Below are 20,406 nucleotides of genomic sequence, written 5' to 3' on the forward strand. Positions count from 1 at the left end.
GTCATTCCTATTAAAATCTATCGCGCGCCGACGCATTGTCAATGCATTTGCAAATCATTTGCAAAAAGACCGCCCAGGCGAGGCTTTCAGCTGGCTTGAAAGGCCAGCGCGAATTGGCGCGTGGCGGTTAAAGGTTCTGCAAGGAGCCGCGCCTATGCTCACACGCAGTATTGCGTAATGGTCGAGGGTGGTGTGATGGCGGAGTTGCAAGCGTGAAGGTGCCGAAGCTTCACCTGTCGCGGAAACTCGTGCTGATCGTGGGCGGCGTTCTCGTCCTGTGCGGCGGCACGGGCGGGGCTGCCGTCTATATCGGCGCCGACACGCTGCTCGGGCCGTCCTATGCCGAGCTGAACGGGCTCGAATGCACGGAAGTGCAGACAGTCGAGATCCACAAGAAGGACCGCTTCTGGATCCGCAAATATGTGACCACCAACGAAACCGCCGATGGGCTGATCCGGATCAAGACGGCGCTGCGCGTGGCCAAGGTCGTGCAGGAGACGAAAAAGGCCGATCTCGTACAGGTGGTCGTCCTCGACCTGAACGGACCGAAGGAACGCGGCCAGATGCGCGGACGGGCCGTCGGCGCCGACGTCATCTTCGTTCCCGATCCGCACCGGGTTCCCGAGGCGGCAACGGCCCGCATGCTGACCGCGCGTTATGCGGACGGGCCGGCAGCGGCCAATGGCGAATTTTTCGGCCAGCGGGTCGACATGATGGAAGGCGATATCCAGGCGCTTCTGGCCAAGCTCGATGACAGCGCCGATTGCGTGACGCCGGAAGTCGTTGTGCCGGAGGGCGAAGGCCATGGCGATGCGCATGGCAAGAAGACCGACAGCCACGGCAAGAAGAGTGATGGCCATGGAGATGGCGGTCACGGCGAAGCTGCAGCCGACGGGCATGGCGAAGCGCCAGCCGGCGAGCATGGCGCAGAGACACCGGTTGCCGAACACGGCGGCGGAGAAAGCAAGGGCTGGATGGCCTCGCTGATGGGCATGGTTGGCCTTGGCGGTGACGAGGCGCCGGCCGAAGGCCATGGTGCGGCGGATGCCGGACACGGTGAAGCGCCCGCCGAGGGGCATGGCGATCCGGCTGCGGCCGGCCACGGGGATGGCGGTGGCGAAGGCCATGCCGCGCCGGCTGAGGACAGCGCCGCGTTGCCGGAGGGCGAACATTCCACCGAGGGGGCTGCCCCCGGTGATGCGAATTCTGAGCATGCCCCGGCGCCGGCCGATGCCGCCGCCGTCGGGCATGAGGCGCCTGCGCATGACGCTTCCGCTCCGGCGGAGGCCCCGGCAGGAGATGCCGCGTCCCATGGGGATACCGCGTCCCATGGCGATGCGGCTGCGGTTCCTGCCGAGAGCGGGCATGCCGAGACTGCGGGGCATGGGGCTTCGACCGAGGGCGCACAGGCGTCTGCGCCGGCGGCGCACGAGGCTGAGGTGCCGGTGGAAGAGGTTCCAGTTGAGGAACCGCAGGCGCATGATGGCGCGGCAGCCGATGCGCCCGCGCATGAGGCCGCGAGCGCCGAGGCACCGACCGAGGATGCTGGCTGGTTCTCCTCGCTGAAGAGCATGGTTGGCCTTGGCGGTGACGAGGCCGTCGCTCCGGCGGATCCCGGCGGAGATGCCGCCGCACCGGCTGAAACACCTGCCGCGTCGGGTGCGGCGAGCGCCGATCATGGTGCCGCCTGGCTTGAGAAGATGCGATCCCAGCCGATCGAGCCTGTCGGCGATGCCGCTGCGCCGGGAACGGCACCGGAAGAGCATGGCGCTGCTGCGGATCATGCACCTGCGGCTGGGTCGGCGGATGCCGGGCATGCTGTCAAAGGGCATGCTGCTCCCAACGAGGATGAAACGAAGCTGCCGCCGAAAAAGATCATCCCGGCCGAGGAAGCCAAGGCCGGGCATTGAGGGCGGGTTTGCCGGGCTCTGCTCCTCGTGACCGTGTCCCTCAGTTTGTCGGTTCGGGAAACTCGGCGATTGCAGCCTTCAGCCATTCGATGAAGTGTTGCGTCTTGCGGCGGCCCTTGCGCGCCACCCTCACCCCGTAGCGATATTCACTCATGTGAAAGCCGAAGGGAGCGACCAGCCTGCCGGATGCGACATCGCCTGCCACGAGGTGCCAGGGGGCGATGGCGACACCGAGGCCGCTCAGGGCCGCCTCGATGGTCAGGTGATAATGGTCGAAGGTGCGGGACTGGCGGGGTGGCGTCGTGCGGCTGTCGGCGGCAAGCCGTGACCATTCGTGCCAGACATGCGGGCGCGTGCGCGTTTCCAGGCGGGGAAGCGCGTCGAGCCTCACCGTGTCCGTCTGTCCCTGAGCGGAACCCGGAACTGCCGAGGGGGCGACCACGAGGCCCAACTGTTCCTCGAACAGCAGCGTGCAATCCTCAGGGATCGCGGTGCCGGGTTCCAGGACGACGATCTGGACATCGACCGGAGTGCGCGGCGAGCGGTCGTCGGTCGCAAGGCGCACGTCGTAGCGCGGATATCGGGCGGTGAAATCATGCAGGCGTGGCACCAGCCAGCGGATGGCGAAGGTGCTGAGGCAGGCGACATCGAGAATGCTGTCGTCGCCCCTTGAGATGAGCCGCAGCGCATCGTCGATCTGATCAAAGGCATTTGTCAGCGCAAAGCCGAAGACGCGGCCCTCGGGCGTCAGCCGCGGCCGATTGCGCGCGCCCTCGAAGAGCGGGGTTCCGATGACCGCTTCCAGATGGCTGACATGCCGGCTGATGGCACCATGGGTGACGGCAAGCTCTTCCGCCGCCTGGGTGAGGGTGCCGTGGCGGGCGGCGGCTTCAAAGGCGCGCAGGGCGGCAACAGGGAGGTTCTTGCGGTTCTTCATGTGAGTAAAAGTCACAATGGATGCACCTAGATGTCAATAGGTGCGCTGCCTTCTGCGTGATAGTTCGCCTTCATCTTCATCACGTTACAGAGGTTTTCAGCATGCCCTTCGTCCGGACAGCACTTCCCCACGGCACCGATGCCGCACGCAAACGTCACATCGTGGAGGGGATCCACGACGCTCTGGTCGAGGGGATCGGCATGCCGAGCGACGAGCTGTTCAATCTCGTCAGCGAATATCGGGACGGGGAGTTCTTCTTCGATCGCCGGTTCAATGGCATTGCCCGATCGGATGCGGTGATCGTGGTGGAGATCACCATGCGGCGCGGGCGCAGCGATGCGATGAAACGGGCGCTCTATGCCGCGATCACCCGCAATCTTGAAACACGGGCGGCCGTTTCGCCGAAGGACGTGTTCATCTTCATGCACGAGAATGACTATTCCGACTGGAGCGTCGGAAACGGCGTCTTCGCCATGGCGATCGCCCAGCAGCGCGGCACCGACGCCTGAGGCGTCGCATCGCAGGTCATCCCGGTCAGCACAACGCCCGCAGTTTGTCGCTGCGGGCGTTTTGATTTCTCTCGAATTGTTGCCAAGCCGTAGCCGGGATCCTCTGCCGTCTCAATCCGCCTTGTTGCGGCGGGCCGGGAAGAGGATGATGTCGCGGATCGACGGGGCGTTGGTCAAAAGCATGATCAGTCGGTCGACGCCGATGCCGAGGCCGCCGGCGGGCGGCATGCCCTGGTCGATCGCATCGAGGAACTCGTCGTCGAGCTGCTTGTCCTTTTCGCCGCGCGAATGGGCCTGTTCGAGCTGCTCGACCATGCGCTTGCGCTGCTCTTCCGGGTCATTCAGCTCGGAGAAGGCGTTGCCGACTTCCCAGGCGTTGCAATAGGTCTCGAAACGCTCAACGAGGCGCGGTTCGCCCGGCACTTCCTTGGCGAAAGGCGAGATGTCCTTCGGGAAATGCGTGACGTGGCTCGGCTGGATCAGCGTGCCCTCGACCTTTTCCTCGAAGATGAAGGCGAGGCATTCGCCCCAGGTCCAGTCCTTCTCAACGGCAAAACCGGCAGCCTTGGCGGCGGTGCGGGCTTCTTCGTCGGTCTTCATCGCGAGGAAATCGATGCCGGTCGCTTCCTTGACGGCGTCGGGCATGGGCACGCGCTTGAACGGGCCCTTGAAGGAGATCTGCTTGTCGCCGAAGGTGACCTCGGGCGTGCCGTGGATCGAGACGGCGAGCGTCTCGAACAGGCGTTCCACGAGGCCCATGATGTCCTCGTAGTCGGCATAGGCCCAGTAGCATTCCATCATGGTGAATTCGGGATTGTGGCGGGTCGACACACCTTCGTTGCGGAAGTTGCGGTTGACCTCAAAGACCTTGTCGGCGAGGCCCGAGACCAGCGTGCGCTTGAGGAACAGTTCCGGCGCGATGCGCAGATACATGTCCATCTTCAGCGTGTTGTGGAAGGTCTTGAACGGATCGGCGGTGGCGCCGCCATAGACCGTCTGCAGCATCGGGGTTTCGACTTCGAGGAAGCCTTCGCCTTCCATGAAGCGGCGGAGCCCCGAGATGATCTTCGAGCGCTGCAGGAAGCGGAGCTTGGAATCCTCGTTGGTCAGGATGTCGAGGTGGCGCTTGCGGTAACGCAGTTCTATGTCGGAGAGGCCATGATACTTCTCCGGCATCGGGAGAAGCGTCTTGGTCAGCATGGTGATTTCGTGGGCGTTGATGGTCAGCTCGCCGCGCTTGGTGCGGCGGACCTGGCCCTTGACGCCGATGATGTCGCCGAGGTCGATCATCGGCAGCAGCGCGCGGGCTTCTTCCGGCGTCGTGTCCTTGTGGGAGAAGATCTGGATCTTGCCCGAGGCGTCATGGATGTCCATGAACATGCCGGAATTGCGCGAGGAATAGACGCGACCGGCGACCGTGATTATGTCTTCAGACGTCTCGTCCAGTTCCAGACCTGCGTATTTCTCGGCGAATTCCGCATTGGTCATCGTGCGGTGGAAATGCGCGGGATAGACGTCGCCGACCTGTTCGCGCAGCAGCGCGAGTTTCTGGCGGCGGACTTCTGTCGGGTCGGAGGAGAGAGCGGCGGCGTTCAGCGTGATGTCGCCTATAGAGGTGTTCACAGCCCCGGTGTTGTTGTCTTTGTTTTCGGTCATTCTATCTGCCTCAGCTCGGCTCGGAGTGTGTTTCACCCCCCTCTGTCACTTCGTGACATCTCCCCCACAAGGGGGGAGACTGGTCTCCGCCGGTTCGGGCTTGCCCGCTCTCCCCCCTTGTGGGGGAGATGCCCGGCAGGGCAGAGGGGGGTAGTTTCTGCGCCGCCCTTGAGGCGGCACTCTCTCAAATTAGTTCTGCGCACCCGACATCGCGGTCAGCACCTGGATCGCAACCTTCAACCGCTGGCGCACGACCGAGCGGCCGAGCAGCGCCATCGAGTCAAACAGCGGCAGCGAGCGCTGGCTGCCGGAGACGGCGACGAAGAGCGGCGGGGTGACGACGCGGAGTTTCTTGCCCATGCGGTCTGAAATCGCGCGGAGTTCCTCCTCGATGGTCGCCACGTTCCATTCGAGGATCTTTTCGAGATCCGCCTGAACCGTCGTGACGATTTCGAGCGTCTCGGCCGGGCTGGTCTTCAGGCCGCCGAAGGAGGCGGGTGTCAGGCCGACGTCGTTCGCCAGCAGGAAGCCGGCGAGCGGCGGCAGTTCGCCGAGCTTGGTGACGCGGCTCTGGGCGAGCTTCAGGCCTTCGACGAGACGGTCATTCTCCATCGACCAGTCGAGCACGCGGGCGACGAAGTCTTCCGGCGACAGTTTCTCGCGCAGCCAGCGGCCGTTCAGCCAGTCGAGCTTCTGGATGTCGAAGATCGCGCCGGCCTTGGAGAGGTTGTCGGGATCGAACTTCTCGATCAGCTCGTCCATGGTCAGCAGTTCCTCGCCTTCGGCGATCTGGATGAAGAACAGACCGAGGAAGTTCATCAGCGCTTCCGGCAGATAGCCGAGGGCCGAGTAGTAGGAGATCGAGGTCGGGTTCTTGCGCTTCGACAGCTTCGACTTGTCGTGATTGCGCATCAGCGACAGGTGCATGAAAACCGGCGGCTCGAGACCGAGATGGCGATAGATCAGGATGTGCTTCGGCACGGATGCCAGCCACTCCTCGCCACGGGCGACGTGGGTGATCTTCATCAGGTGGTCGTCGACGACGTTCGCCATGTGATAGGTCGGCATGCCGTCGGCCTTGAGCAGAACCTGCATGTCGACGCTTTCCCACGGGATCGAGACGTCGCCATAGACGCCGTCGTGGAAGTCGCAGGAGCCTTCGGTCGGCACCTTCAGGCGCACGACATGCGGCTCGCCGGCTTCGACGCGGGCGGTCACTTCCTCGGCCTTCAGATGCAGGCAGAGGCCGTCATAACCCGGCGGCTTGCCAGCGGCGCGCTGGGCTTCGCGCATGCTTTCCAGCCGCTCGGGCGTGCAGAAACAGCGGAAGGCACCGCCGTCGCGCAGCATCTGGTCAACGAAGGGGCGGTAGATGTCCTTGCGCTCGGACTGGCGGTAGGGGCCGTAAGCGCCGCCGACATCGGGACCTTCCGACCAGGTGAGGCCGGTCCATTTCAGCGCATCCAGAACCTTCTGCTCGAATTCGGCCGTGGAACGGGTGGCGTCGGTGTCCTCGATGCGCAGGATGAACTCGCCGCCGAATTTCTTGGCGAAGAGGTAGTTGAACAGCGCGATATAGGCGGTGCCGACATGGGGTTCGCCGGTCGGGGAGGGTGCGATGCGGACGCGGACGCCTGATGTGGTCATGGAATTCAGCTCGTGGTGCGTGCGGGGGACCTGGCGCTCAGGCGCCGGATCGGGACAATGTGCGAAATCAGTGTGGTGGCAGGCCGGAAACAGGCAAAGGAACAGCGATGCGCAAGCCGGTTCCACCGCTGGGCCTTAGGCCATATTCAGGCCCTTGCGTCAAGAAAAACCACGGATCCGGGCTGGCGCGCGCGGGCGGCTGAAAAAATCTTCAAATTATTTTGTCCGGCCCGGAACCCGAAGGCGGCCTCGGCGTTCTTGTGACAGAGCGCAGGCCGTGCCAACCGGACGCGACGGACAAGGGGAACACGGGAGTTTTTCCGGTTTCTTCCCGTGGCCAACGAAATGGCAGGCGAGCCCCTTAACCGTCCGGCCTGCGCTCTCCCCCAAGTCCCCGCCCCAAAGGAAAACCTGCGTCCCGCCGACGCAGGTTTTTCTTTGCGCGGTTTTTATTGCCGCTGCCGGTTTACTGCACCGGCCAGACCATCAGCAGCGCGGGGACCGACACCAGCACGATCAGGATCGACAAGGGCAGGCCGAGCCTCGGATAATCCGAGAACTTGTAGCCGCCCGGACCCATGACCAGGGTGTTGCACTGGTGGCCGATGGGGGTGAGGAAATCGCAGCCGGCGCCGATGGCGACCGCCATCAGGAAGGCTTCCGGCTTGTAGCCGAGGCCGGTGGCGAAGCTTGCGGCGATCGGGGCCATCACGAGAACGGTCGCGGCATTGTTGAGGAAGGGCGTGACGGCCATGGCCGTCAGCAGGATCATGGCGACCGCACCCCAGGCCGGCATGCCGCCGGCAGCCGCATTGAGCCAGCCGGCAATGACGTCGCTGCCGCCGGAGGTGCGCAACGTGTCGGCCACCGGGATCAGGGCCGCGAGCATGACGAGGATCGGGCCATCGACGGCGCGGTAGACTTCGCTGACCGGAATGACGCCGAAGGCCACCATGGCGAGCGCCGCCGTGAAGAAGGCCATGGCGACGGGTGCGATGCCGAGCGCCGTCGCGCCCATGGCGACCACGAGGATGGCGAGCGGAATGAGCACGTTGCGGCTGGTGCCGAGCAGGATCTCGCGTTCGGCCAGCGGCAGGCAGCCGAGTTCGGTCAGGATCGACGGCATCTGGGCGCGGAGGCCCTGGAGCAGCACGACGTCGCCGGAGCGCAGGGTGAGCTGGCCAAGACGTTCGCGGATGCGCTTGCCCTGCCGGCTGACAGCGAGCAGGTTGACGCCATGGGTGTGGACGAGGGACAGTTCCTGGGCGGTCTGGCCGATCAGAGGCGAGCCGCGCCCGATCACGGCTTCGATCGAGGACAGGTCGCCACGAATGATATTCGGTTTGGCATGACCGGCGAGGCTCAGATTGCCCTGGGAGACGATCCGGTCGAGCGCCTCGGAGGGGCCTTCGAGCAGGAGAATGTCTTCCGCATGCAGCAGGATGTCCGGGAAAGGCGACAGCCGCGTCTCGCCGCGCAGCACTGCGGAGGCGGTGACCTCACCCTCGGCGATCTTGAGGAGCTGGTGCAGCGGCTTCAGCACGAAGGGCGATTGCGCGAGGATATGGGCTTCGGTTGCGAAGCTTGATCCTTCCAGCGCTTCCTGAAGCGAGGGGTTCTGGTTTTCGCGGCGCGGCACCAGCCAGTAGAAGAAGATCAGGAAGATGATGCCGGCCACGGCAAGCGTGGCGCCGACCGGGGTGAAGTCGAACATGGTGAAGGGCTCGCCGGTCAGTTCCTGGCGCAGCCGCGAGACCGCGATGTTGGGCGAGGTGCCGATCTGCGTCATCAGGCCGCCGAGCAGGGCCGAGAAGGCCATGGGCATCAGGAAGACCGAAGGCGGCACATTGGAGCGCCGGGCAAACTGGAACGCGACCGGCATCATGATCGCCAGCGCGCCGATGTTCTTGATGAAGGCCGAGAGCACCGTCACGGTGATCAGCAGCAGGAGCATCTGGCCGTGCAGGGAGGATAGGGCCGGGAAGAACCGCTTGATGGCGAGATCGACGACGCCCGAGCGGGCAACCCCGGCGCTGACCACAAGCGCGCTGCCGACGATGATCACCAGGTCGTCCGAGAAGCCCGAAAAGGCGTCGCTCGGCGACAGAAGGCCAAGCGAGACCGCAGCGACGAGTGCAACGCAGGCGACCACGTCATAGCGGAACTTTTCCCAGAGGAAGGCCGCCATCATGACGGCGATGAGGCCGAAGGCGAGAATTTGCTCTGATGTCATAAGGTCCCGGCCGGAATGCTGATTTGTGCCATTGTGCGCTACCAATCGCCTGCATGGCAATTGGTTCCTGCAAACGTCCATATCCGCCGAGCGCGCGTGTGTCGCGTGTCTCGTGCGGATATGGCGGTATCAGGCGCTGTCAGTGCAGCGTCGATTTGGCTTTGCGGTCGCTCGTTCGCTTGCGGCGCGCGAACATGTTCAACACTTCGACGAGGGCCGAGAAGGCCATGGCCGCGTAGATGTAGCCCTTGGGCACGTGGAAGCCCATGCCTTCGGCGATCAGCGTCGTGCCGATCATCAGCAGGAAGCCGAGGGCCAGCATGACGACCGTCGGGTTCTTCGCGATGAAGTTGGCGAGCGGTGTCGCTGCCAGCAGCATGACCGTGACGGCGGCGATGACGGCGATGACCATGATCGGCAGATGCGGCGTCATGCCGACAGCGGTGATGATGCTGTCGATCGAGAAGACGAGGTCGAGCAGCAGGATCTGGCCGATGGCGCTGGCGAAGGTGGTCGTGGCGGAGGAGGCGATGAAATCCTCCTCATGGTCGACCGGATCGACGCTGTGATGGATTTCCTTGGTGGCCTTCCAGACGAGAAAGAGACCACCGGCGATCAGGATCAGATCCTTCCAGGAGAAGCCGTGACCGAAGAGTTCGAAGATCGGGGTGGTCAGCTGCACGATCCAGGCGACGGTGCCGAGCAAAGCGAGGCGCATGACGAGCGCCAGACCAATGCCGATGCGGCGGGCGCGTTCGCGCATCTCTTCCGGCAGCTTGTTGGTCAGGATCGAGATGAAGATCAGGTTGTCGATGCCGAGCACGACCTCCATGACCACGAGTGTCACCAGGGCGACCCAGGCGGTGGGGTCCTGAAGAAGCGGAAGATAGTCCTGCATGTTTTTGGGTTCCGTGCGCGAGGGTGAGCGACGGTGGATGTGGGGCAAAACATCGCAGTTGGCAAGGCCACGTGACGTGGCAATGCGTCAGGAAATGTCGGGCTTGCGCCGGTAGGCGGCCATGAAGACGGCGCGACCGCCATCGATCACGCGCTCGATCTCCTCCATCGGCGGCGTTTCGGCGATCTCGTTGAACAGCCGGCCCTTCATGTAGGCGCCGGTTACAAGCTCGATATACTGCATGGCGGCGAGCGACGTATCGGCGATGTCGAAGTAGCCCGACTTTACGTGAACCTCGAGATAGTCCTTCAGGATCGTGCGCGCATTGCTGGGCGACGAGGCGAAGAAACGCTGACAGAGCGTCGGCATGCGGTCGACCAGGCCGAGCAGGATGCGCATGGCCGGAATCATTTCGGATTCAAAGATTTGCCGGATGAAAGCCAGGCCGAACTGGCGCAGGCCCTCTTCAGGATCAGGGTGGTGGGCGAGCAGGTCGCGGATGCTTTCGGCAAACAGACCCTTGGCCCGTTCGATCAGGGCTGCGAAGAGTTCTTCCTTGCTCTGGAAGTAGACATAGATGGTGCCCTTGGAGACGCCGGCTTCCCGCGTGACGTCGTTCATGCTGGCGGCGTCATACCCCATCTTCATGAAAACGCGGTGCGCGCCGTCCAGGATCTGCCCGCGCTTGATGGGGTCTGCGCCTGCCGCAAACCGGCCCATGCCGGCCGTCGGGGCGGCAACGCATTCCGGTATCATCTGCTGGTCAATGCTCAGTTTTGACATGATTTGTCCAAATCTTAACGCTACCCGGCTCGAGAGTTCATCAGCCTCGTTCTTGCCCCTTGATATGAGGTACGGAAGTCTATATGTCAATCGAACCGAACGGTTCAGTTCGAAAGTATTAACCCCATCCCTGGTCCTTTGCACATGTCCGTGACGCACAGATCCACCGCCCTTCGTTCCACCTCCAGTCCCCTCGACCGGAATGAAGATGCGTCCGAGACGCAGCTCGAACCAGGGACCCCTTCGGCCGAAGCGCAGCCGGCTGCCGTGTCCCCGGCGCCAACGGCAGAACACGTGGCGCAGCCCAAGAAACGCCGCAGCCCGGTGCTGCCGGTGGTGCTCGCCGTTCTGCTCGCGGGCGCAGGTTGGTACGGCTATGAATGGTGGACCAATGGCCGCTTCATGGTGTCGACGGAAGACGCCTATATCGAAGGTGACATCGCGATCATCTCGCCGAAGGTTTCCGGTTATGTCGAGAAGGTGAATGTCGACAGCAACCAGATCGTCCGCGCGGGCGATCCGCTGGTGACGCTCGACGGCGGAGACTACCGGATTGCCTATGAGCAGGCCGTTGCCAACAAGCAGAGTGCCGAACTGGCCGTCAAGCGGATCGATGCCCAGATCACGGGTGGCGAGGCCAGCGTGGCGCAGGCCAAGGCCCAGCTCGGCGCGCTGCAGGCGGCCGTGCGCGGCGCCCAGATCACCGAAAAGAGGGCCAGCGATCTCGCCGCCAAGTCTGTCGGCACGACGGCCGATCTCGACAATGCCAAGGTGCTTCTCGACCAGGCGAATGCCAACCTGGTTGCTGGGGAGGCGGCCGTCGCTTCGGCTGATGCCAATCTGAGCCTGTTGAAGGCGCAGCGCGAAGAAGCGCTGTCCAGCGTTCGGCTGCAGGACCTCGCCATCGAGAAGGCGCAGCGCGACCTCGACTTCACCGTGCTGAAGGCACCCTATGACGGCGTCGTCGGCAATCTCGCCGTCCAGGCCGGCGACCTGGTTTCGGCCGGCAAGCGGCTGGCCGCACTGGTGCCGACGAACGAGCTCTATATCGAGGCGAACTTCAAGGAAACGCAGATCGCGCATCTCGTGCCCGGTTCCAAGGTCTCGATCCATGTCGATGCCTATGGCAAAGAGCCGCTGGAAGGCACGGTGACGTCGATCGCGCCGGCTTCGGGCGCCATCTTCTCGATGCTGCCGGCAGAAAATGCGACGGGCAACTTCACCAAGGTCGTGCAGCGCGTACCGGTGCGGATCGCTCTGCCCAAGGATGCGCTGGCCGGTGGCCATCTGCGTGCCGGCCTCAGCGTCATCGTCGACGTCGATACCCGCACGGCGCCGGATGCCCAGGCGGTCGCGGCCAAGCAGTAAACATTCGGTCGGGTTTCGTCTGGGAAAGGGCCTTCCATGGCCACCGTTACATCTCCGGCTAGCGCTGCGGTTTCCGGCTCTGTTGCTCAAACCGGCGCCGAGGAACGAATGGACCCGAGGCGGGTTTTTGCGTTTCTCGCCATGGTCTTCGGCATGTTCATGTCGATCCTCGACATCCAGATCGTCTCGGCCTCGCTTGCCGAAATCCAGGCCGGTCTTGGTGCCGGTTCCGACGAAGTCGCCTGGGTGCAGACGTCCTATCTGATCGCCGAAGTCATCATGATCCCGCTCTCGGGGGTGCTCGCGCGCATCCTGTCGACGCGCGTGCTGTTTACCATCTGTGCTGCCGGCTTCACGCTGTCGAGCGCGCTCTGTGCCACGGCCACGAATATCGAGCAGATGATCGTCTACCGGGCGATCCAGGGCTTTATCGGCGGCGGCATGATCCCCTCCGTCTTCGCGGCCGCCTTCACCATCTTCCCGCCGTCCAAGCGCAACATCGTGTCGCCCATGGTCGGCCTTGTCGCCACGCTTGCGCCCACCATCGGGCCGACGATCGGCGGCTATATCAGCCATGCGCTGTCCTGGCACTGGCTGTTCCTGATCAATGTCATCCCCGGCATGCTGGTGGCGGCTGCGACCTGGAGCCTCGTTGATTTCGACAAGCCGGACCTGAAGCTCTTCAAGATCTTCGACTGGTGGGGACTGGCGTCGATGGCCGTTTTCCTCGGCTCGCTCGAGTTCGTGCTGGAGGAAGGCAACAACAAGGACTGGTTCAACGACCAACACATCGTCATCGGCACGATCACCATGACCGTCGGGGCGGTGATCTTCTTCCGCCGCGTGTTCAGGGCGGAACTGCCGGTGGTCGATCTCAGGGCCTTTTCCAACGCCAATTTCGCCTTCGGCTCGCTGTTCTCCTTCATCATGGGCGTCGGCCTCTACGGGCTCACCTATCTCTACCCGCTCTATCTCGGACGCATCCGCGGCTATGACTCGCTGATGATCGGCGAGACGATGTTCGTGTCGGGTGCCGCGATGTTCCTGACCGCGCCCATCGCCGGCATTCTGTCGAACAAGATGGATCCGCGCGCGATGATGATGATGGGCTTTGCCGGCTTTGCGCTCGGGACCTATCTGATGACCGGCATCACCGCCGACTGGGACTTCTACGAGCTGCTTGTGCCGCAGATCCTGCGTGGCTGCTCGCTGATGATCTGCATGGTGCCGATCAACAATCTGGCGCTCGGCACCCTGCCGCCCGATCGCATCAAGAACGCCTCGGGCCTGTTCAACCTGACGCGCAACTTGGGCGGTGCCGTGGGTCTTGCGATCATCAACACGATGCTCACGCAGCGTTCCGACGACCACTATGCGCGTCTGTCCGAGCAGGTGTCCTGGAGCAACCGGGCAGCTCTCGACTGGCTTGCCAGCGTCGGCGCCAATTACGACAGCTATGGCCTTGATGGTACGGCCGTTGCGATCAAGAAGCTGTCGGGTGTCGTCACGCAACAGGCCTGGCTCCTGTCCTTCATGGATGTGTTCATGGGGCTGACCGTGCTGTTCTCCTGCCTCGTTTTCATGGCGCTTCTGCTGAAGAAGCCAAAGGCGGCCGCGCCGGCCGGGGCTGGGCACTGAGGTTGCATTCTGTTTACTAATATATTTTTGCGTGTAATTCTTGCGCGGCGCACCGACATTTGATCGGGCGGCCAACAGGGGGGAGCATGACAATGAGTGACGAGATTGCAGTGCAAAGGCTCGCGGAATTCGCAATGCGTTATGCCGGAATTCGACTCCAGTCCACGTCGGCCAACGTGGTGTACTACAGTGGCCACCTCTACAATGTCGACGGCAGTACCGATGACCCGAAAATCAACGGCGCCTCCTGGAAAGGTCTGCTGCAGGCCAACGGGATCGACGGCAATTGTTATGTTACGCATCCCTTGCCGAATCCCGGAACCAGTCATCCGCAATTCAGCGTTGGCGGGCACATGACGCAGAACGCGGATGGGTCCGTGGAGAAGGGAAAAACCTGCTACCTGATGCCGCTCTGTTCCTGGCACAACAGCACGTCGAACAATGGTAACGCCTTCCAGCATACCGAAACGAAAATGCTTGAATTGTATGGCTATATGGAAGGCGATCTGGCGGCCACCTTCCTTGCTCGGATGCCGGGTGATCAGGCGCTGCGCATCGTCGGAGCAGACGCAAATACTCTGACGGTGCAGTCGACCGACATGGACAAGCTGGTCGACGCCATGGCTGCCGGTGTTCGAGAGGGCCTGCCAATTTCTGTGCCACCGCATTACCTCGTTTTCCGCCAGGTGTCCGACGCCGGTCGCACAACTTACGTGATCGAGGCTGCCTCGTTGCCGTGAACTGACGACAGGGCGCGCGGCCTGTGATGGGGATGCCGCAAAGAATCTGAGGTACGTACATCGAAATCTGATTTACGTACCTCATCCTCTGGTGTAGGACAGGCGCCGGAGGAGAGAATGAAGCCGACTGTCCATGACATCGCGAGCCGCGCGGGCGTGAGCCTTGCCACCGTCGACCGGGTGCTGAACCGGCGGCCGGGGGTGAGCGCGCGAACTCGGGAGAAGGTCGATCAGGCGGTGGTGGAACTCGGCTTCGTGCGGGATGTGGCGGCCGCCAATCTCGCCAAGGGGCGGACCTATCCGCTGACCTTCCTCATTCCGTCCAACGACAATTCCTTCATGCGGGGCTTGAGGCTTGCGCTCGACGAGGCGCGGGACCGCGCCGGCGTCGAGCGCGTTGCGATCCGTCTCGTCGATGTGCCGGCCTTTGACGGGCCGGCCCTTGCCGAGGCGCTGAGGGACGCTGCGTCGGAACAGCCCGCCGGCATTGCCTTCGTTGCCGTCGATGCACCTGACGTCGCGGCTGCGGCAGCCGATGTGGTTGCTGCCGGCATACCGCTGGTGACGCTGGTCTCGGACCTCTCGGGTTCTCAGCGCGATCACTATGCAGGTATTGACAATGCGGCCGCGGGGCGCACCGCCGCCAGCCTTCTCGGGCGTTTCGCCGGCGGTCGGCAGGGCAAGGTTGTCGTGCTCGCAGGCTCCATGCTGGTCCGCGACCATCGTGAACGCTACGAGGCCTTCGCGTCTGTCATGGCTTCGGATTTCTCCCATCTCCAGCTGATGCCGGTGCTGGAGGGACGCGACGATCCCGATGTCGTCGAGCGGCTCGTTTCTGAGATTTTCGCGATCCAGAACGACATCGTCGCTCTTTACAGCCTTGGGGCGGGCAACCGGGGTCTCATCCGGGCGCTTCAGCGGCGACCGGAAGATCGGCGCCCTGTGGTTGTTGCACACGAGCTGACGGAAACGACGCGCGCGGCGCTGCGGTCGGGCTTGATCGATGCCGTGCTCAACCAGGATGCGGGTCATGAGGTGCGCAGCGCCATTCGCGTGCTGAAAGCCAAAGCCGACGGGCTGCCGGTCGTTGCTGACCAGGAGCGCATTCGGATCGACATATTCTTGAAGGACAATCTGCCCTGAAGGCAGAGGAATGGAGGACACCCATGTATCTCGGATTGGATCTCGGCACATCCAGCGTCAAGGCGATGCTGATTGACGGCGACCAGAACGTCATCGGCGTCGGTCACGCGGCGCTCACCGTGCAGCGGCCGCATCCCGGCTGGTCGGAGCAGGCGCCGGGCGACTGGCTGCGCGCCACGGAAGAGGCTGTTGCGGCGCTGAAGGCCGCGCATCCCAAGGAGCTTGCCGCCGTCAAGGGCATCGGCCTGTCCGGCCATATGCATGGCGCGACACTGATCGACGCCAAGGACCGGGTGCTCAGGCCCTGCATCCTCTGGAACGACACGCGCAGCCATGCGGAAGCAGCCGCGCTCGATGCCGATCCGCGCTTCCGGGCGCTGACCGGCAACATCGTGTTCCCCGGCTTCACGGCGCCGAAGCTCGCCTGGGTGAAGAATAACGAGCCGGAGACCTTTGCCAAGATCGCCAAGGTGCTCTTGCCCAAGGATTTCCTGCGTCTGTGGCTGACGGGTGAATATCTCTCCGACATGTCGGATTCGGCTGGCACCAGCTGGCTCGACACGGGCAAGCGCGCGTGGTCGAGCGAGCTGCTGGAGGCCACGGGACTGACCGTCGAGCAGATGCCGGGTCTCGTCGAAGGCACGGATCGCGCCGGCACCTTGCGGGCCGAACTGGCGGAGACGTGGGGTCTTGGCGCCGATGTGGTCGTCGCCGGTGGGGCAGGGGACAATGCGGCCTCGGCCTGCGGCATGGGCACGGTTGCGGAAGGTCAGGCTTTCGTATCGCTGGGCACTTCGGGCGTGCTCTTCGCCGCCAACGCTTCCTATCTGCCGAAGCCGCAAAGCGCGGTACATGCGTTTTGCCATGCGCTGCCGAAGACCTGGAATCAGATGGGTGTCATTCTCTCGGCGACGGATGCGCTCAACTGGCATTCGGGCGTGACCGGCAAGTCGGCCGGCGAGCTGACCGGCGAACTGGGCGAAACGCTGAAGGCGCCCTCAGGCGTTACCTTCCTTCCCTATCTCTCGGGCGAACGCACGCCGCACAATGACGCCAAGATCCGGGGCGCCTTTATCGGGCTTGGCCATGAGAGCGACCGATCCGTGCTGACGCAGGCCGTATTGGAAGGCGTCACTTTCGCCATCCGCGACAGTCTGGAGGCGCTGAAATCGGCGGGCACGAAGATTTCCCGCGTGACGGCGATCGGCGGCGGCTCGCGGTCGCGCTACTGGCTGTCCTCGATTGCAACCGCGCTCGACATGCCGGTCGATATTCCCGCCGACGGCGATTTCGGCGCTGCCTTCGGGGCGGCGCGTCTGGGGCTGATCGCGGCGACCGGGGCTGATCCGCTGTCGGTCTGCACGGCGCCTCAGACGGCTGAGACGGTGGAGCCGGTCAGGGCGCTCAGCTCTGCTTACGAGGCAGCCTATGGCCGCTACCGGGCGCTGTATCCGGCGATCCGAGGGATTTGAAGAATACCCCCTCTGGCCTGCCGGCCATCTCCCCCACAAGGGGGGAGAAGACCACGAGGCCGGCGTTCCGGCAGTCGGTAGGCGGCAGGTCTAGCCCCTCCCCCTTGTGGGGAGGGGTTGGGGAGGGGGCTTGAGAAATCAATACACACCAAGGAGGACTACCCATGAGCACAGGTTTCTTCGGCAATATCCAGAAGATCAAATATGAAGGCGAAGGCAGCAGCAATCCGCTCGCCTTCCGCCACTACAACCCGGACGAAGTCGTTCTCGGCAAGCGCATGGAAGACCATCTGCGCTTTGCGGTCGCCTATTGGCACACCTTCGTCTGGCCGGGCACCGACCCGTTCGGCGGCAACACCTTCGAGCGTCCCTGGTTCAAGGACACGATGGATGCGGCGAAGCTGAAGGCGGATGTCGCTTTCGAATTCTTCCAGCTGCTGGGGGCGCCCTATTACTGCTTCCACGATGCCGACGTCCGCCCCGAGGGCAACAGCTTTGCGGAAAACACGAAGAACCTGAACGAGATCGTGGATTACTTCGCCAAGAAGCAGGAAGAGACGGGCGTCAAGCTGCTCTGGGGCACGGCGAACATGTTCTCGCATCGCCGCTACATGTCGGGTGCCGCCACCAATCCGGATCCTGACGTTTTCGCCTTTGCCGCTGCGACCGTGAAGACCTGCATGGATGCGACGCTGAAGCTCGGCGGGGAGAACTACGTGTTGTGGGGCGGTCGCGAAGGCTACGAGACCCTGCTGAACACCGACCTGAAGAAGGAACTGGACCAGATGGGCCGCTTCCTCAACCTCGTCGTCGAATACAAGCACAAGATCGGCTTCAAGGGCGCCATCCTGATCGAGCCGAAGCCGCAGGAGCCGTCGAAGCACCAGTACGACTATGACGTTGCGACCGTCTACGGCTTCCTGAAGCGCTACGGCCTCGAGAACGAAGTGAAGGTGAACATCGAGCAGGGCCATGCGATCCTCGCCGGCCACTCCTTCGAGCACGAGTTGGCGCTCGCCAACGCGCTCGGCATCTTCGGCTCGATCGACATGAACCGCAACGACTACCAGTCCGGCTGGGATACCGACCAGTTCCCGAACAATGTTCCGGAAATGGCGCTGGCCTATTACCAGGTTCTGCAGGCTGGCGGCTTCACCACCGGCGGCACCAATTTCGACGCCAAGCTGCGCCGCCAGTCGCTTGACGCCGAAGACCTGTTGATCGGCCATATCGGTGGTATGGACTGCTGCGCCCGTGGCCTGAAGGCGGCGGCGAAGATGGTTGAGGACAAGGCGCTTTCGGCTCCGCTCAATAGCCGTTACGCCGGCTGGGACAAGGCCGAAAACCAGAAGATGCTGCGCGGCGAGGAAAGCCTCGATGCGATTGCTGCTCGCGTCGAGAGCCAGAACGTCAACCCGAAGCCGGTGTCCGGCAAGCAGGAACTCTTGGAAAACGTGGTCAACCGCTACGTTTGATTTCGGGTTTTCTGATGAGACAAGGGCCGGGGCGCGCAAGCGTCCCGGCCTTTCGTTTGCCTCAACCGTCGTCATCCGGCGCAGTCCCGAGGATCTGCCAAGGGTGGTCGCGGTGGGGATGGTTGAGGAATGTGGGGCGGGCGCAGCGGACGCCCGAAGAGTCGAGTTTTCGGCGGGCGGCAGTAGATCCTCGGGACTGCGCCCGAGGATGACGGCGGTAAAGGCGTCGCTCAGCGGCCCTCACCCGATCGCCGTGATCTCCAGTTCCTGGTCGCCGACTGTCACCACGTCGCCGACCGCTTTGCCCATCAGGCGGCTAGCAACCGGCGAGACAAACGAAATCGAGCCGGTCTTCGGGTCGGCTTCGTCCTCACCGACGATGCGGTAGGTCTGGACGCGACCGTCGTCTCGTTCGAAGGTGACCTTGCATCCAAAGGCGACCACCGCATTGCTCTCCGGGGGCGGGATGACCTGGGCGGTTCGCAGCCGTTCGGTCAGGTATTTGAGATCGCGATAGGGTACCGCCGACTGGCGGCGGCGTTCGTTGATGTCCTCTATCGCCTGCGCTGTCCGATAGGCGGCGCGTGCCTCTTCCGCCTGGGCTTCCAATTGCTTCAAGCCGTCTGCCGTCACCAGGTTCGGGTGCTGCGAGACCGGGCGATCCGGCAGATGCAGTTCTGCTGCGGTTTCCGAACTCTCTTCTTTGGTGAAAGCGACACTCACATTGGTCTCCGATGGGGAATGGCGAGGTGGCGCCGCTCGGGCCACCGTCATGTGGGTATATCATAGGATGTTCCCGGTCTAACGGCCAAGTGCCGCTTTGGGTCCGTCCGATGATCGGTGAGATCCGGACTATCGCTTCGCCGGCCCCGTCACCGATCCCCGCACGATCAGATCCGGCATCAGCAGGATTTCCTGGCGCTCCATCGTCCGATCCCCGAGTGACTTGATCAGAAGCGCCATCGCCTGGCGGCCGATGGCCGTGCGGGGCTGGCGGATGGTGGTGAGCGCCGGGTTCACATAGGTCGCCTGGGGCACGTCATCAAAACCGATGACGGAGAAGTCGTGCGGCAGGTCGTAGCCACGGGCCGTCAGGCCGTTCAATACGCCGACGGCGGTTGCGTCGTTGACGCACATGAAGGCGGTGGGAAGCTGGTCGCGCATGAAAAGCTGCTCGACCGCGAGGCGGCCGCTTTCGATCGTGCCTTCGCCTTCCAGCACGAAGCGCTGATTGGGTGGGATGCGCGCGGCATCCAACGCCTTGTCGAAACCCTGGCGGCGGCGCTGGTGGCCGAGCCTTGTCTTGCTGTCACCGATGAAGGCGATGGAGCGGTGGCCGGCGGACAGCAGATGTTCGGCGGCCTTTCTTGCGCCGGCCACGTCATCGACGCCGACATAGGAAATCTTCGAGCCGAAGACGGGTTCGAAGACGGCGACCGAGGGCGGCAGGCGCTGGCCGACGACCTGATGGCCGAAGGGTTCGTGGCCAGTGAAGAGCACGAGGCCGGTCGCCTGGCCGGAGCTCAGGAATTTCAGGTATTCGAGACCGCGTTCCGGATCGTTCTGGGTGTGGCCGATCAACACGCCATAACCATGGGCGCGGGCCTCGTTTTCAAGCCCGATCAGCGTCGAGGAGAAGTTGGGGTCACCGATATCCGGCGCCAGGATCAGGATCATGTTCGACCGGCCCATGCGCAGTGAACGCGCCATGGCATTGGTCGTATAGCCGGTGATGGCGATGGCCTGATTGACGCGCTGGCGGGTGGATTTCGCCACCTTGTCGGGGGTGTGGATGGCGCGGCTGACCGTCGCGATCGACACTTCCGCGATGCGCGCCACGTCCTCGATCGTCGCTGGTGCTTGCTCCGGCACGCGGCCCATCCCCTATCCGTCTGGAATCGTTGGCGACCTTACATTCCCTGCTGCAGGCGCGAAAGCGGAGCGGGAACAAAAACTCTGCGTGATGTGAAGATGTAAACCTTTACATCGGCCATGTA

16 protein-coding genes are annotated in these 20,406 nt (G+C 63.4%); 8 read left to right on the top strand and 8 right to left on the bottom strand.

Going from position 1 to position 20,406, the window contains the following annotated elements; genetic code table 11:
* The first annotated feature begins 212 nt into the window (after window positions 1–212).
* A complete protein-coding gene (locus DFO46_RS02020; RefSeq protein ID WP_120276160.1) occupies window positions 213–1,910 on the top strand; it encodes a hypothetical protein in 1,698 nt (565 codons plus the stop codon).
* Window positions 1,911–1,950: 40 nt separating this feature from the next.
* Here DFO46_RS02020 and DFO46_RS02025 read toward each other — a convergent pair whose 3' ends face one another.
* Window positions 1,951–2,862: a LysR substrate-binding domain-containing protein gene (locus tag DFO46_RS02025; RefSeq protein ID WP_147412731.1), complete on the bottom strand. Its 912-nt coding sequence runs from the start codon at window positions 2,860–2,862 to the stop codon at window positions 1,951–1,953.
* Between the two features lie 86 nt (window positions 2,863–2,948).
* On the opposite strand from DFO46_RS02025, the gene DFO46_RS02030 reads away from it, so the two are divergent.
* A complete protein-coding gene (locus DFO46_RS02030) occupies window positions 2,949–3,356 on the top strand; it encodes a tautomerase family protein (protein WP_120276162.1) in 408 nt (135 codons plus the stop codon).
* A gap of 111 nt (window positions 3,357–3,467) precedes the next feature.
* Here DFO46_RS02030 and lysS read toward each other — a convergent pair whose 3' ends face one another.
* The 5 genes from lysS to DFO46_RS02055 all read right to left on the bottom strand — a co-directional run bounded on the left by lysS (window position 3,468) and on the right by DFO46_RS02055 (window position 10,546).
* Window positions 3,468–5,012 carry a lysine--tRNA ligase gene (gene lysS, locus DFO46_RS02035; protein WP_245422496.1) on the bottom strand — a complete coding sequence of 515 codons (1,545 nt, stop codon included), beginning with the start codon at window positions 5,010–5,012 and terminating at the stop codon, window positions 3,468–3,470.
* Between the two features lie 189 nt (window positions 5,013–5,201).
* Window positions 5,202–6,659 (bottom strand): glutamate--tRNA ligase, encoded by a 1,458-nt coding sequence (gltX, locus tag DFO46_RS02040; protein ID WP_120276163.1) that lies wholly within the window; start codon window positions 6,657–6,659, stop codon window positions 5,202–5,204.
* Between the two features lie 466 nt (window positions 6,660–7,125).
* Window positions 7,126–8,892, bottom strand: a complete 1,767-nt coding sequence (locus DFO46_RS02045) for an SLC13 family permease (protein ID WP_120276164.1) — start codon at window positions 8,890–8,892, stop codon at window positions 7,126–7,128.
* A 139-nt stretch (window positions 8,893–9,031) separates the two neighbouring features.
* Entirely contained in the window at window positions 9,032–9,790 is a 759-nt protein-coding gene (locus tag DFO46_RS02050; protein ID WP_110791503.1) for a TerC family protein, read from the bottom strand.
* 87 nt (window positions 9,791–9,877) lie between these two features.
* Window positions 9,878–10,546 carry a TetR/AcrR family transcriptional regulator gene (locus DFO46_RS02055; RefSeq protein ID WP_110792149.1) on the bottom strand — a complete coding sequence of 223 codons (669 nt, stop codon included), beginning with the start codon at window positions 10,544–10,546 and terminating at the stop codon, window positions 9,878–9,880.
* Window positions 10,547–10,717: 171 nt separating this feature from the next.
* Here DFO46_RS02055 and DFO46_RS02060 point away from each other — a divergent pair, with 171 nt between their 5' ends.
* The 6 genes from DFO46_RS02060 (at window position 10,718) to xylA (ending at window position 18,409) form a co-directional block, all read left to right on the top strand.
* A complete protein-coding gene (locus DFO46_RS02060) occupies window positions 10,718–11,941 on the top strand; it encodes an HlyD family secretion protein (protein ID WP_120276165.1) in 1,224 nt (407 codons plus the stop codon).
* A 108-nt stretch (window positions 11,942–12,049) separates the two neighbouring features.
* Complete coding sequence (locus tag DFO46_RS02065; protein ID WP_120276166.1) at window positions 12,050–13,579, top strand: DHA2 family efflux MFS transporter permease subunit; 1,530 nt, start codon at window positions 12,050–12,052, stop codon at window positions 13,577–13,579.
* A 92-nt stretch (window positions 13,580–13,671) separates the two neighbouring features.
* Window positions 13,672–14,319 carry a hypothetical protein gene (locus DFO46_RS02070; protein ID WP_120276167.1) on the top strand — a complete coding sequence of 216 codons (648 nt, stop codon included), beginning with the start codon at window positions 13,672–13,674 and terminating at the stop codon, window positions 14,317–14,319.
* A 117-nt stretch (window positions 14,320–14,436) separates the two neighbouring features.
* On the top strand, window positions 14,437–15,462 hold the full coding sequence (locus tag DFO46_RS02075; protein WP_120276168.1) for a LacI family DNA-binding transcriptional regulator: 1,026 nt from the start codon (window positions 14,437–14,439) through the stop codon (window positions 15,460–15,462).
* Between the two features lie 23 nt (window positions 15,463–15,485).
* Complete coding sequence (gene xylB / locus DFO46_RS02080) at window positions 15,486–16,934, top strand: xylulokinase (protein ID WP_120276169.1); 1,449 nt, start codon at window positions 15,486–15,488, stop codon at window positions 16,932–16,934.
* Between the two features lie 164 nt (window positions 16,935–17,098).
* Window positions 17,099–18,409, top strand: coding sequence for a xylose isomerase (gene xylA / locus DFO46_RS02085; RefSeq protein WP_110791513.1), 1,311 nt, complete (start codon window positions 17,099–17,101; stop codon window positions 18,407–18,409).
* A gap of 240 nt (window positions 18,410–18,649) precedes the next feature.
* Here the strand turns inward: xylA and greA are convergent, their stop codons facing one another.
* Together greA and DFO46_RS02095 are read right to left on the bottom strand one after the other, a co-directional pair.
* The gene (gene greA / locus DFO46_RS02090; RefSeq protein WP_120276170.1) at window positions 18,650–19,132 is read right to left on the bottom strand and encodes a transcription elongation factor GreA; all 483 of its coding nucleotides are present in this window, start codon (window positions 19,130–19,132) and stop codon (window positions 18,650–18,652) included.
* Between the two features lie 129 nt (window positions 19,133–19,261).
* Window positions 19,262–20,290, bottom strand: coding sequence for a LacI family DNA-binding transcriptional regulator (locus DFO46_RS02095; RefSeq protein ID WP_110791517.1), 1,029 nt, complete (start codon window positions 20,288–20,290; stop codon window positions 19,262–19,264).
* Between the last annotated feature and the right edge of the window lie 116 nt (window positions 20,291–20,406).

This window comes from Rhizobium sp. AG855, from assembly GCF_003610655.1.
GTDB classification, from domain to species: Bacteria; Pseudomonadota; Alphaproteobacteria; order Rhizobiales; family Rhizobiaceae; genus Allorhizobium; species Allorhizobium wuzhouense.

Coding starts and splice junctions, on each gene's coding strand:
- DFO46_RS02030 (WP_120276162.1), top strand. CDS start 2,949: ATGCCCTTCGTCCGGACAGCACTTCCCCACGGCACCGATGCCGCACGC.
- lysS (WP_245422496.1), bottom strand. CDS start 5,012: ATGACCGAAAACAAAGACAACAACACCGGGGCTGTGAACACCTCTATA.
- gltX (WP_120276163.1), bottom strand. CDS start 6,659: ATGACCACATCAGGCGTCCGCGTCCGCATCGCACCCTCCCCGACCGGC.
- DFO46_RS02045 (WP_120276164.1), bottom strand. CDS start 8,892: ATGACATCAGAGCAAATTCTCGCCTTCGGCCTCATCGCCGTCATGATG.
- DFO46_RS02050 (WP_110791503.1), bottom strand. CDS start 9,790: ATGCAGGACTATCTTCCGCTTCTTCAGGACCCCACCGCCTGGGTCGCC.
- DFO46_RS02055 (WP_110792149.1), bottom strand. CDS start 10,546: ATGATACCGGAATGCGTTGCCGCCCCGACGGCCGGCATGGGCCGGTTT.
- DFO46_RS02060 (WP_120276165.1), top strand. CDS start 10,718: ATGTCCGTGACGCACAGATCCACCGCCCTTCGTTCCACCTCCAGTCCC.
- DFO46_RS02065 (WP_120276166.1), top strand. CDS start 12,050: ATGGACCCGAGGCGGGTTTTTGCGTTTCTCGCCATGGTCTTCGGCATG.
- DFO46_RS02070 (WP_120276167.1), top strand. CDS start 13,672: ATGAGTGACGAGATTGCAGTGCAAAGGCTCGCGGAATTCGCAATGCGT.
- DFO46_RS02075 (WP_120276168.1), top strand. CDS start 14,437: ATGAAGCCGACTGTCCATGACATCGCGAGCCGCGCGGGCGTGAGCCTT.
- xylB (WP_120276169.1), top strand. CDS start 15,486: ATGTATCTCGGATTGGATCTCGGCACATCCAGCGTCAAGGCGATGCTG.
- xylA (WP_110791513.1), top strand. CDS start 17,099: ATGAGCACAGGTTTCTTCGGCAATATCCAGAAGATCAAATATGAAGGC.
- DFO46_RS02095 (WP_110791517.1), bottom strand. CDS start 20,290: ATGGGCCGCGTGCCGGAGCAAGCACCAGCGACGATCGAGGACGTGGCG.